The sequence below is a fragment of the Nocardia jinanensis genome (assembly GCF_014645735.1).
Lineage (GTDB): Bacteria > Actinomycetota > Actinomycetes > Mycobacteriales > Mycobacteriaceae > Nocardia > Nocardia jinanensis.
The window spans coordinates 1-13,013 of record NZ_BMMH01000016.1 but is presented as its reverse complement, the minus strand read 5'-3'; the positions used below and the strand labels follow the sequence as shown (position 1 = coordinate 13,013).

The following is a 13,013-nucleotide window of genomic DNA, read 5'->3' as shown; positions in this document are numbered from 1 at the left end:
ACGGACCCACATACATTGACTCACCGTAGACGTTCTATCTGCCGGAACAGAACGGAGCACACCATGAACATCACCCGCACCTTCGGATTCGTGAAGAGAATCGCCGCCGCCACCGTGCTGGCCGGAGCCCTCGCCGCGATCCCCGCCACCGTGGCCCCTCAGCTGGCTCTCGCCGACGCCCCCGGCCACAGCAGCCGCGACGACTCCCACCCCGGTCACGGCAGCTACGGCGACACCCACGACCTGCCCAGCGATCCCAGCAACCGCAGCGAGCCGGTCCACGCGATCCCGGCCGAGCGCAGTTTCACCTACGACGGTGACCAGGGCGGCTACCTCGACATCTGCGCCTACAAGCCGTACTACTACGCCTGTCGGTGATACCCGCGCCGCGCGATCACTGCCTGTCGGGCAGGCGCGGCGTACGCCGCCGGTTCCGGGGACGGTCGGCGGCGGTAGCACGTTCGGTATCCACAGCCCCGGTGAGATGGACCGGAATATGATCCGGGATCTGCCGGCGGGAGCCGATCATGAGCTTCTGCCGGATACTGGCGACCTGCGCGTCCACTGTCCGCACCGAACTACCACGCCGCTGGGCGATGGCACTGTTCGGCCAGCCCGCGGCGGCCAGGACCGCGACCTCGCGTTCGGCCGGCGAGAGATTGTCCCAGCGTGAATCGGCCGGTTCACCACGATCCACCGGTGCGTCCGCCACTACCGGACGCACCGGCCAGCGATGGCGCAGGTATTCCCGTACCGCGTCACCGCCGGGGCGGAACTGCTCGCCCCGCTGTTCGGCGGCGGCGAAATCCGCCGGTCCGATGACCGCCGTCGCGACCTCCGTCGCACGGCGCACGCCGAGCACCACCATCGGCACCCGCTCGATACATATCCCCAGCGAGCGGTGGCAGGCCCGGAAAACCCCGACCAGCCAGGCCAGTTCGGTGGCACGGATACGGATGGCCGCCGCGGCACCCAATGCGGCGGGATCCCCCGTGAGTACCTGGGTCAGCACGAGCATGCACACCGCCACCGACCACGACGTCATCCAGGTGTCACGGCCCGAACTCATTCCGGACACCACCGCATGGGCAGGTTCCAGCGCAGCGGCCGGTTCGGCGGAACGCGCCAGCGCCAGTGTGCGTGCGACCCGTGCCCAATGGGCGGCCGACGAGGACTCCGAGGCCACCGAGCGTTCCAGATGCCGGCGGGTGATCCGGTTCGCCCGATCCGGATCACCCAGCATGGAGGCCGCGAGAGCCGCGAAGATCTGACCGCGCTCCACCCCCACCCGATCGCCTTGCGCGGTGAACTTGTGGCCGGCCCGCTCCAGGACCGTGACAGCGCGCGCGTCCATCCGGAACAGCATCAGTTCCAGGCCCCAGATCCATTCGACCGAAGCGGGCAGGTCGATATCGATCTCCGGAGTATCCCGCCACGACGAGCCCGGATTCCGTCCGGCGACGCATTCGTCGAGCAGTGCCGCGGCCCGATCGGCTTCGCCCTGCCACAGGTAGTACCAGCCGAGCAGGGCGGTGGCCCGGATATGGTGCTCGGTGATCCCCTCGGCCCGGGTGATGTCGAGAGCCTCCGCGGTGAGCCTGGTCAGCGCCCGGCTCCCACCTTTGACGAACGGAACCCAGACCGACAGCAGCACCGAGGCCGTCTCCAGGCCGACCAGTGCCTCCCCGGGATCGGCGAGACCGGTCTCGATACCGATCAGGATGTCATCCCAGGATGTACGGGCCCAGTCGAGCCACGATTGTTCGCGCGGGCCGAACCAGAGCGACCGGGCGGCGACCACTCGATCGCGGTGGTAGCGGCGGTGCCGGGCGGCCATCCGGTTCACCTCGGCCGGGTCGCGGCGCAACCGGTCACCGGCGAACAGGCGCACACTCTCCACCAGATACCAGCGCACACTGGTCTCGGTGCGGAATGTCGAGACCAGCGAGCACTCGGCCAGCCGCTCCAGCAGTGGCACCACCTGTCCGGCGGGCAGTACATCGTCCGCGCAGACCGCGACGACGGCGGGCAGTTCGACCCCGTTGCGCTGCGGTGTCACCCCGTCGGTCTCGTATCCGGCCGCGAACACCGACATCCGTTGCAGTAGTAACTGTTCGTCGGCCGCACACAGGTCGAAGGACCAGGCGATCACGTCGTAGACCCCGCGGTGCCGCCGCTCGGTGCCCGCCCGCGCGCTCTGCGACCACTGCATCCGCTGGTCGGTCGCGTCGCCGGTGAGTTCGGCCAGCACCATGGCGGGCGGTTGATGACGCAGCCGGGCCGCAGCCAGCCGGATGAACAGCGGATTGTGCTCGACCCGGCGGCAGATCCGGCGGACGACAGCGAGCTGCGCCGGATCCTCGGGAACGGGGCGTCCGGTGAGCTCGGCGCGCTGCCGGAACAGCTGTAGCGATTCGAACGACGACAGCGGCGGTACGGCCAGTATGTATTCGTCGGCCCAGCCGACGGGTTCGCGGCTGGTGGCGAGAACGGTGAGGCCGGGTGTGGTGGCGAGCAGGTCGATGACCGCCCGGCCCGCCGCCGCGAGCACGTGTTCGCAGTTGTCCAGTACCAGGATCGCGTGTTCGGCGAGCGCACCCGCACGCGGTCCCACCCCGACATCCAATGCGTCGGGATCGCTGATATCGGTCCGCACCACCGAGCGCAATACGTTCTCGGCCGAATCGGCGCAGTCGCGTTCGAGTTCGGCCAGGCGCGCCCAGTACACCGGCCGGCCGGGATCGGCGCGGCTTATCCGGCGCAGCGCTTCGGCGGCCAGCCGGGTCTTGCCGATACCGCCCGGCCCGATCAGGGTGATCAGGCGCGCGGTACCGGAACGCAGCAGGTCGTGCAGGCGCGCCAGTTCCCGCATCCGACCGAAGAACTCGGTCGCGGGTGCGGCGGGTGCCGCACCGTCCGGGTAGATCACCGCCATAGGAACGTAAATTAGTGCACGTCACGGTGGGCCGTCCGGCGAACCCGTTCATTTCACGTAGCGCACACAGCCGGGGATATTGTGACGCTCAGCACATCACACAGTCCTGCTGCCGATAGTGCATCTGGACCACCGCGCTGTCGAAGGTCAGCACATCCACCAGTTGCAACCCGCTGGTGTCGACCGGTGACCGGAAAAGGGGAACCCCGCCACCCAGCAGTAACGGGTGCACGAAGAGCCGGAACTCGTCGATCAGGTCGTGGGCCATGAAGGATCGCGCGGTTTCTGCGCCGCCGAACAGCACCATGTTCTGGCCCGCCGCTTTGCGCTGCCGCACCTCCTCGATCGGGTCCGGCCCGGTGACCCGGGTGTTCCAGGACGGATTCCGCAGAGTGCGCGTCACGACGAGTTTCGGCGCGGCGCGCCAGAATCGCGCGAATTCGACATAGAACGGGGAGACCGGGGCCAGATCCGCGGTGGGCCAGAAGGCCGCCAGGATCTCGTAGGTTCTCCGCCCGTACAGCAGCAGATCGGCCCGGCGGAGTTCATCCAGGTATTCGGTACAGAGTTCCTCGTCGACGACCGGCCAGTGGACCGCCTCGTCGGGTCCCTCCGCGAACCCGTCGAGTGATATCTGCATCCACAGTGTCACGCTTCCCATTCCATGCCTCATCTACCGCGTCAGGTGCCAAGAAGCAGATTCTGCACCCGCCTCGGGCCGCGCGCATCCGTAGAAGGGATGAAAATTACCTAGGTACATACGCCGGAAGTTCACCGGCCGACGGAAGAGCCGCCGTCGAATGTACCGTCATACGGCGCGACCCCGATCGAGCAGTTCCCAACCCGGGGAACCCGGGCATACCCGTTCAGGCCTCCGCGGGCAGATCGGCCAGTTCGCTGTCGCTGTCGATGTAGTGCGCGACGAACTTGTTCACCAGCTCCGCGGCGGCCTTCCCGGGCAGAGTGCGGGCGAGCTGTAGCTGTGTGGTCAATTCGGCCAGGTCGGCGGCGTCCTGCTCGGAATCCCGGTACTTCTGCCAGGCCGTGCGATGGAACAGGTCGACGAAGCGGCGGGCCATCCGGTCGCTGTCGGCGCGGATGCGTTCGAGTTCACTCAGTACTTCGGCGTCGGGAACACCGGCGGCGGCCAATTGCTCTGCTATCCGGATGAGCTGCCGGTCAGCGGGACGATAGGTGACGGCGTCCACCGGCTCGTAGAGCCCGGCCGCGACGATCCGGGCCAGCCCGTTGGGCACCGAGGCGTAGCGTTCCTGCAGCTCGGTGGCGGGAATGGCATCGCCGGGCACTGCCGATTCGTCCGCGGACGGTTCATCGGATTCCATACCGCCGAGCAGCGGCCCGACACCGAGGATATCGCCGAGATCGTCGCCGCGATCCCAGGCCTTGAGCAGTTCCTTGATCCCGTTCAGCTTGATTCCGCGATCGAGCAGCCTGCTGATCGTGCGCACCCGATTGAGGTGATCTGGACTGTAGTAACCCGTCCGCCCCTTGACCTGCGGCGGGGGCAGGACCCCCCGTTCGTGATAAACCCGCAGGCTGCGCACGGTCGTGCCGGCGGCCCGCGCCAGTTCATCGATCGTGTACTCCACACCAGCAGCCATATAACAAGGAAACCACAAAGACGCCGGGACGACTTGTGCCGGACACGACCGAAAGGTCCGATTCAGTCGGTGTTGGGGTGAGATTTGCTAGTTCGTCGAGCTTGAAGTAACGGCCCGTTGGGTATGTGTGCGGCGTTCGTCCTCGGACATACCGCCCCATACTCCGTACTGCTCCCCGACCGCCAGCGCGTAACTACGGCACCGGTCGAGCACCGGACAGGTATCGCAGATCTGTTTGGCGCGCCGCACCCGGGCGGCACGAGCCCGGCCCCGCTCTCCTTCGGGATGGAAGAACACGGTGGATTCGAGGCCGCGGCAGGACCCGTTCATTTGCCAGTCCCATGCCTCGGCCGCCGGGCGCCGAGGCTGGATCACGGTGGACATACACAACTCCTCTGCCCGCAATTCTGTGAGGCCAGCGTAGTTACTCCCCATGTCTGGGAATCGGCATGAACCGCCGCCGAAGCCTTCCCGACAGTGGCGAACACCAGACCGGCCCGGACTCCGGAAACCGTCCTATGCTGCGAGGATGAGTGAGCTACCCGGCGCGCGGATCACCGTCGAGCAGCGCGATCGCGCACTGCGGGAGCTCGCCGACCATCTCGGCTCGGGTCTGTTGACGCTCACCGAATACGAGGAGCGCACCGCCGCCGCGACTGCCGCACAGACCACCCCGGAACTCGCGGCCCTGTTCACCGATCTCCCCGCACCCACCCCACCGCCCGCGCCGCCGGAGACCACCGATCCCGCAGTTGGATTCGCGATGCTGGCCGGCGGCTCGGCGGTCTTCACGCTGATTCTCGCGCTGGTGTTCGGTGGCTGGCTTTGGCTGCTCCTGCTGGTGATCGTCCTGGTGTCCGCGCCCCTGCTACCGGCCGTGATCCGGCGCCGCCGGGCCACCCCGTAACCTCACCAGCGGGTATGCGGGCGCACGCTGTTGGCCAGATCGATCAGCCGATAGCGGTGCAGCCGGCCCGGAGCGGTCCGGGCCAGCGCCCGTAACCGTGACTCCAGCCCGCCCCTGAGCCCGGCCACGGTGAGCGGATAGCCCAGCAGCGTGGCGTCGGCCGAGACCGGGCGCATCCGGGATTTCAACCATTCCAGCGCCGCACCGACCACCACTACCTGCATCTGCAGCGCCCGCGGCTCGTCGACGAGCTCCAATCGGGATGCGGCCTCGCGCAGATCGATCTCGGTGATCTCCCGATGTGGCCGCGACACCAGCAGCAGACTGCCCGTCATACGGGCGGTGCCGTGGTGGCGGGAGGTCACGGGCACTTCGTCCAGAACCTGCACAGCCTGCAATAGTTCACCATCGGCCGCCAATCGCCGGGTCAGCCCGAACGCCGCGCTGACCACTCCGTGATTGGTCTGCCAGACCAGCCGGTAGAAATCCGAGGCGGCGGTGTGCCAGCGATCGGAATCATCGGGATCGGCCACTGTCTGCAGAACCAGTTCGGCGGTAGCGGCCAGGGCCAGTGCCGGAACCAGCTCACCGGGGAGCATGGTGTGCACCTCGTCGAAACGCAGGTACGCGCGCTCGTAGTGCCCCTCCAGCAGATCGGCGACACCGGTGAACCATTCGATGCGCCAATCGGTGGTGGTGCTGGGGCGCAGGGCGTCCAGCAGGGCGAGCGCCGTACCCAGTTCACCCAGGTCGAGATGGGCGCGCACAGCGGTGAGCGCCCCCTCGACCTCGAAGGTCTCCGGTGCGTCGATGGTGCCGGCGGCGATACGTTCGGAGGTCTGGCGCAACGAATCCAGCGTCTGCCGGGCGTCGCCGTGCAGCAGCGGGCTCAGCAGCTGGACGCTGGGGTCGTCGGCATCGATCAGCGGGACGGGCAGCGTGGCCACGACCGCGGCGGCGTCCAGGCCGAGACTGCGATGCCCGCCGTCGACCATTCCATCCGTCTGGCCGATCAAGGTGTCGATGCCGAAATCACCACGCAATGGGCCGAATTCGACCGAGGCCTGTGGATGTTCGCGGCCGGAGTCGGCGGCGAGCACCACCCGCAACACGCCGGCCAACTGACAGTACATGGCATAGGTGGACGGAAAGCGGCGGCTCGGATCCGTATGCGTCGCGCGTACCAGCAGTCGGTGCAGGCACGGGTAGCGCCGCAGCAACGGATACTCGTCGGGGGTCGGCATCTCGGTCCGGTAGTTGCCGTGGGAATCCTTGTGCAGGTCCAGGATCAGCGCGGCCAGGGTGCGACCGGCCGCGTAGACATCGGTGGCCACCGTCGGACCGGTTTCGATGATCTCCGGCGCCTGATAGCCGGGCGTGCCGTAGATACTTCCGTAGGACTCCATGGCCGCCACTGCACCGAGGTCGATGAGTTTGACCTCGTCGTCGGAGACCATGATGTTGTCCGGTTTGAGGTCGTTGTAGGCCAGCCCGAACGAGTGCAGATAGTCGAGAGCGGGCAGCACCTCCATCATGTAGGCGATGGTCTCGGCGACCGGAATACGTTCCGGGCCCGCCATATCCAGCATCTTCTTCAGTGAGCGCCCGCCCACGTACTCCATGACGATATAACCGTCGGCCACTTCGCGGTGCGAGCGGTGCTTGACGAAGTTGTAGATCTTGACCACACCGGGATGGGTGATCTCGGACAGGAACTGGCGTTCGGCCAGCGCCACCACATGGGCTTCGAAATCCTGCGGATTCTGCAACCCCTTGAGGACCACCCAGCGGTCGCTGACATTGGTATCGACCGCCAGGTAGATCCAGCCCAGGCCGCCGTGCGCCAGACAGCCCTTGACCACGTACTGTTCCGCCACGACCTCGCCCGCGGACAAGGCGGGCAGATAGTTGTAGGCCGATCCGCAGCGCGTGCACTCCCCGGCCACGGTGCCGGGGCCCTCCGGACCGGACCGGCCGTTGGGCGCTTGGCATTTCCAGCAGAAACGCTTGTGCTCGGGCACTACCGGATCCGCGAGCACCGCGGTGGCCGGGTCCACCGGGTCCACCCGCGGCAGGGCCACCAAGCCCGCACCGAGCCGGCGCACGCTCGGCCGCGACCGGGCATTACGCCCGGAGAGCATCTCGTCTTCGAAGCCCGCGAACGGGTCGGGATCGTCGATATCGTCCTCGTCGTCGCCGAGCAGGAGTTCTTCGAGATCATCGTCGTCATCGTCGGGTCCGGCGAGACTGTTGAGCCGGGCGATATCGTCGCCGGTCAACGCCGCGATGGCCCGGTCGAAATCCGAAAGATCCGGTGGGGCGGGCGGGCTGTCGGACTGCGGCGGCGCCACGACCGCGGGCACCGCCCCCACGGTCACCGGCACGAAGACGCCGGACCCGCTGGGCACCGAGGCGGCGTCGGTCGCACTGCGCGGCTCGGCACTGCCGGATTCGGCGAGCAATTCTTCGGCAGCGCGGGTGAGGTCCGATTCCGCGGCGGGCCGACGCACACTCTCACTGCTGTTGGTACGCAGGGTCGACCAGGTGTGCGCGCCGCGCCGCGGCATTTCCACGCCGCGGACCCGCCGCTTCGACCAGGGCGGCGGGAGCGGACGCTCGGATGGGCTGGGCTGCGACGAGCTGGGATGCTCTGGCATGCACGACCTCTCAAACCCGCGGAAGAACAGAGAGAGTCTATTGTGATCCCGCTCCACGGACACGGAAGAGCAGACATTCCCTTCCCTGGGAATGCGAAATACCCCGGGTTTGCTCCCCGGGGTATTTCGCGGCGCAGCCGTCGCGTTACTGCTTGTCCTCGGGTTCGTCGAGGATACGAACGGTGCTGCCGGGTTCTTCGGCCGGAGCCGAACCGGCGGCCACCGCGGCACGTGCCGTGGTGAGCTCGGTGACCCGCTTGCGAGCCAGGAACCAACCGCCGACCAGCGCCGGAACACCGATCACCAGCATCGCGATCACCGCGGCCCGCTGTTCGATCTCCTCGCTGAACAGCATCAGCAGCACCACGCCGACCAGGAACACCAGGGTGGCGTAGCTGGTGTACGGGGTACCGGGGAGGCGGAACTTCGGCCGGGTGATCTTGCCGTCGCGAGCCCACTTCCACAGCTGGAGCTGGCACAGCACGATCGCGGTCCAGGAGAAGATGGTGCCCAGCGCCGAGACGTTCAGCACGATCTCGAACGCCTTCTCGGGCACCATCGCGTTCAGTCCGACACCCGCCAGGGCGATCACACCGGTGGCGAGAATACCCACGTAGGGCACACCGCTCTTGGACATCCGGCCCGCGATGGTGGGCGCGCTGCCGTTCATCGACATCGAGCGCAGGATGCGACCGGTCGAGTACAGGCCGGCGTTCAGGCTGGAGAACGCCGCGGTCAGTACCACCAGGTTCATGACCGAACCGGCACCGTCGATACCGATCTTCGAGAAGAAGGTGACGAACGGGCTCTCACCGGACTTGAAGGCGGTGTAGGGCAGCAGCAGGCCGAGCAGGACCAGCGAACCGACGTAGAACAGCGCGATCCGGGCGATCACCGAGTTGATGGCGCGCGGCATGATCTTCTCGGGGTTCTCGGCCTCACCGGCCGCGGTGCCGATGAGCTCGACCGCGGCATAGGCGAAGACGACACCGGTGGTCACCACGACCAGCGGCAGGAATCCGGCCGGGAACAGACCGCCGTTGTCGGAGATGATGCTGAGCCCGGTGGGCTGACCCTCGATATCGAACCGACCGGCCAGGAAGATGGTGCCGATGATCAGGAAGCTCACCAGCGCGACGACCTTGATCAGCGCGGCCCAGAACTCGAGCTCACCGAACCACTTCACCGAGATCATATTGATCGAGACCACGAGGGCCAGCGCGATGAGCGCGATGGTCCACTGCGGTATCACCTCGAAGGCGCCCCAGAAGTGCACATACGTGGCGATCGCGGTGATATCCACGATGCCGGTCATGCACCAGTGGAAGAAGTACATCCAGCCGACCGCGAAGGCCAGCTTCTCACCGTAGAACTCACGAGCGTAGGAGACGAACGAGCCCGAGGAGGGGCGATGCAGGACCAGTTCGCCGAGTGCCCGCAGAATGAAGAACACGAAGATGCCGCAGATGCCGTAGACCAGGAACAGGCCCGGTCCGGCGTCGTGCAGCCGGCTGCCGGCGCCGAGGAACAGGCCTGTTCCGATGGCGCCACCGATGGCGATCATCTGGAGCTGCCGGGGGCGCAGCGACTTGTGGTAGCCCGCATCTTCGGCGTGCAGACTCTCCGTCGGCGCCGCCTGTCCCCGAGGCTCTTGCACTGTTGTCATCGTCTTGCCTTTCGAGTGGCGCAGATCATGTCTGCGAGCAATGTACCGCTAGTTAGCGGCACGATCAATAGGGGGCCGCTGGATGTAACACAGGGGAAACCAGCGGCTTTGGGCAAAACGCGAGGTCGGCCGCACTGTAAGTGCCATTGATCGAGCCGCTGAACGTCGATACGCTGGACACGTCAATTGCGTAGGGAGCACTGAGATGGCCTGGTTCGAACGCGAGTTCATCGCCGTCCCCGAGACCGGTAAGAAGCAACTCGTCTACAAGTGGCCGGATGTGAACATCCGGCGGTACTCCCGTGCCATCGTCAATGCCGACCAGACGGCGTTGTTCGTGAAATCCGGCCAAGTCCTGGGCACGCTGGGCCCGGGACGGCACCGGATCGACGCGGACGAACTACCCGTCCTCGGCGCACTGATGGATACGCTCACCGGCGGCAACTACTACCGCGCCGAGCTCTACTTCGTTTCCACCCGGGAATTCGCCGGTATCAAGTTCGGCGGCCGACTGGCCGATATCGCCGACCCCATCAGCGAGCAGATAGTCACCCTGCGCGTTTTCGGCGAATTCGCGCTGAGCGTCCGCGACGCCGGGCAGCTGATCACCTCACTGGCCGGCAGTACGGATCTCCATGATCCGGCCGGGGTCGAATCGTGGAGCGCCGACCTACTGCTCAAAGCGATGAAGGTCGCGGTGACACAGCATGTTTCGCAGGGTGAATGGCCGGTACTGGGCTTGTCCGGTCTACTGCCCGTCATCGAGCAGGCGGTGGTACGACAGACCAACACCGCGCTCTACGAATACGGACTACGGATACCCCGGCTCGGCAATTTCGACATCACCCTGGCCCCCGAGGACGCCGACCGGCTCAAACGACTCGCCAAAGACGTCACCTACATCAGGCTCGCCGGAGATTTCCGGCAGTACGCGGCCGGGGAAATGGCGCTGGGAGCGGGACAGGGCCTGGCGTCCGGACACGGCCACGAGGGCGGCTTCCTGGGCGCGGCACTGGGTATCAACGCCATCGGGCAGTCCGCACCACCGGCCGCCGGGCATTTCCCGCCCGCGCCGAGCTCGCCCTGGCAGCAACATCAGCAGCAGCGGGAGGAACAGCCCGCGGCGGCGCTCCCGCCCACGGCGAAGCCGGCCGAACTGGGCCCCGCGGCATCCGAGAACCCGGCCTGCACAGCCTGCGCCGCGGTGAACCCGCCGGGCGCCAAGTTCTGTGTCGAATGTGGTAACCGCTTCGCCCCCGCCGAACCGGCGCGCTGCCGGGAATGTGACGCCGAACTGTTGCCCACGGCCAGGTTCTGCGCATCCTGCGGTACTCGCAGCCATCACACCTGAGGGACCGCCGACCGCCCATGCCCGGCCACTGCCCCACAAGCTCCGCATACGGCGGCGGCCGCCCGGCTCCCGCCGGACGGCCGATCGTGCACCTCGCCGTCAGGCGACGATGCCCGACTCCGAACTACCCGCCAGGCTCCGCACCTGCCGTGCGGCCACCGAGAGAGTCGCCAGGTCGTGCCGGGACACCCCGAATATCTCGGTGAGCGCGGCCCGCGCCCGGATGAGGCGTGACCGATTGGTCTGCTCCCAGTAGTCCAGCTTCTCGGTCACCGGATCCTCCGGATCGGTGGCCGTGGCGATATCCAGCGTCAGCAATCGCAGCGATTCGTACAGGTCGTCGCGCAGTGCCAGCCGCGCCAGGCCCGCCCAGCGCTGATCGTGGTCGAGGTCACCGACCGCACTGATCAACCGGGTGATCTCCAGATGCGCGTTGAGCGCGAAATAGAGTTCGGCGATCTCCCGCGAATCCCGTTCCGCGATATCGGCGATATCCAGCACATCCAGCAGCGGGAAGAGATGGATCAGCCGGTAGACCTCGGAGGCGAGGTCGGCCGGGGCACCGTGGTCGGTCGCCTCGGTAGCATGCGCCGCGACCCGTTCGGCGAGCGGTTTCGGCAACCAGCCCGGCACCCGGTCCGCCAGTGCACGCACACCCTCGCGATAGCGGGAGATATCCGCGCCGATGGCGATCGGCTGCGGCCGGTTCAGCAACAGCCAGCGCGCGGCTCGTTCCAGCGTACGGTTGGATTCCAGTTCGAGTTGGTCGCGCACGGAGGTCGGCATCTTCTCGGTCCGGATGCGCTGCCACAGTTCCCGCAGCCCGAAGATCTCCACCGCCGCCGTGAACGCGCGGACCGCGTCGTCGGTGGTGGCACCGATCTCCTCGGACAAGCGGAACGCGAAGGTCGCGCCGCCGAAATCGACCATCTCGTTGATCACCACGGTGGCCACGATCTCGCGCCGCAGCGGATGCCGCGTGATGGCACCGGCGAAACGCTCCCGCAGCGGAGTCGGGAAATAGTCCGGCAGCACCGCCGCGAAGGTGGAGCTGTCGGGCAGGTCCCCGTGGAGCAGATCGGACTTCAGCGCGAGCTTCACATGGGCGATCATCGTGGCCAGTTCCGGCGAGCTGAGCCCGGCCCCGACGGCTATCCGCCGATCCATCTCGGCATCGGTGGGCAGCGCCTCCAGGTGCCGGTCCACGCCGCGGCGGGTCTCCAGTTCGGTGAGCAGCCGCCGGTGCACCGCACCGCGCTGCCCGGCCCCCGAACGCGACAGGCCGATCCGGAAGTTCTGCGAGATATTGTCACGCAGCACCAATTCGGCGACCTCGTCGGTCATTTCGGCCAACAGCGGATTGCGATCCTCCACCGCCAACTCACCCGCCGACACCACACCGTCGAGCAGAACCTTGATATTCACCTCGTGATCCGAGCAATCCACACCCGCGGAATTATCCAGCGCGTCGGTGTTCATCTTCCCACCGTTACGACTGAACTCGATACGCCCCAGCGCCGTCGCACCGAGATTACCGCCCTCACCGATCACCCTCACCCGCAGACGATCCGCATTTACCCGGACAGCATCATTGGACTTATCGCCGACATCGGCATTGGTTTCGGTGCTCGCCTTGATATAGGTACCGATACCGCCGTTCCACAGCAGATCGACCGGGGCCTCGAGGATCGCACGGATCATCTCCGGGGGCGAGAGCCGGGTGACCGACGCCGAAAGTTTCAGTGCGGCACGGACTTCCGCGCTCACCGGAATCGCCTTCGCGGTGCGGTCGAACACACCACCACCCGCACTGATCAACGAACGATCATAATCGGCCCAACTCGACCGAGCCAACCCGAACAACCGCGACCGCTC

10 protein-coding genes are annotated in these 13,013 nt (G+C 66.8%); 3 read left to right on the top strand and 7 right to left on the bottom strand.

All coding sequences use genetic code 11. The annotated features are described in order from the left end of the window. The first annotated feature begins 63 nt into the window (after positions 1-63). Positions 64-378: a hypothetical protein gene (locus IEY68_RS27650; RefSeq protein ID WP_058853065.1), complete on the top strand. Its 315-nt coding sequence runs from the start codon at positions 64-66 to the stop codon at positions 376-378. A 16-nt stretch (positions 379-394) separates the two neighbouring features. Here the strand turns inward: IEY68_RS27650 and IEY68_RS27645 are convergent, their stop codons facing one another. The 4 genes from IEY68_RS27645 to IEY68_RS27630 all read right to left on the bottom strand — a co-directional run bounded on the left by IEY68_RS27645 (position 395) and on the right by IEY68_RS27630 (position 4,941). Then, entirely contained in the window at positions 395-2,935 is a 2,541-nt protein-coding gene (locus IEY68_RS27645; protein WP_058853064.1) for an ATP-binding protein, read from the bottom strand. An 88-nt stretch (positions 2,936-3,023) separates the two neighbouring features. Further along, positions 3,024-3,596: a dihydrofolate reductase family protein gene (locus IEY68_RS27640; protein WP_063916352.1), complete on the bottom strand. Its 573-nt coding sequence runs from the start codon at positions 3,594-3,596 to the stop codon at positions 3,024-3,026. A 205-nt stretch (positions 3,597-3,801) separates the two neighbouring features. After that, complete coding sequence (locus IEY68_RS27635) at positions 3,802-4,557, bottom strand: MerR family transcriptional regulator (RefSeq protein ID WP_058853063.1); 756 nt, start codon at positions 4,555-4,557, stop codon at positions 3,802-3,804. An 87-nt stretch (positions 4,558-4,644) separates the two neighbouring features. Continuing rightward, the gene (locus IEY68_RS27630; RefSeq protein WP_156426003.1) at positions 4,645-4,941 is read right to left on the bottom strand and encodes a WhiB family transcriptional regulator; all 297 of its coding nucleotides are present in this window, start codon (positions 4,939-4,941) and stop codon (positions 4,645-4,647) included. Between the two features lie 145 nt (positions 4,942-5,086). Here IEY68_RS27630 and IEY68_RS27625 point away from each other — a divergent pair, with 145 nt between their 5' ends. Next, complete coding sequence (locus IEY68_RS27625) at positions 5,087-5,464, top strand: DUF1707 domain-containing protein (RefSeq protein ID WP_058853062.1); 378 nt, start codon at positions 5,087-5,089, stop codon at positions 5,462-5,464. Between the two features lie 2 nt (positions 5,465-5,466). Here IEY68_RS27625 and IEY68_RS27620 read toward each other — a convergent pair whose 3' ends face one another. After that, the gene (locus IEY68_RS27620; protein ID WP_229719059.1) at positions 5,467-8,121 is read right to left on the bottom strand and encodes a serine/threonine-protein kinase; all 2,655 of its coding nucleotides are present in this window, start codon (positions 8,119-8,121) and stop codon (positions 5,467-5,469) included. Positions 8,122-8,266: 145 nt separating this feature from the next. Further along, entirely contained in the window at positions 8,267-9,787 is a 1,521-nt protein-coding gene (locus IEY68_RS27615) for an amino acid permease (protein WP_058853061.1), read from the bottom strand. 205 nt (positions 9,788-9,992) lie between these two features. On the opposite strand from IEY68_RS27615, the gene IEY68_RS27610 reads away from it, so the two are divergent. After that, complete coding sequence (locus IEY68_RS27610) at positions 9,993-11,138, top strand: SPFH domain-containing protein (protein ID WP_058853060.1); 1,146 nt, start codon at positions 9,993-9,995, stop codon at positions 11,136-11,138. 99 nt (positions 11,139-11,237) lie between these two features. On the opposite strand, the gene IEY68_RS27605 is transcribed toward IEY68_RS27610, so the two are convergent. Beyond that, positions 11,238-13,013: NAD-glutamate dehydrogenase domain-containing protein (locus IEY68_RS27605; RefSeq protein ID WP_189094519.1), on the bottom strand; the 1,776-nt coding region annotated here is incomplete at its 5' end.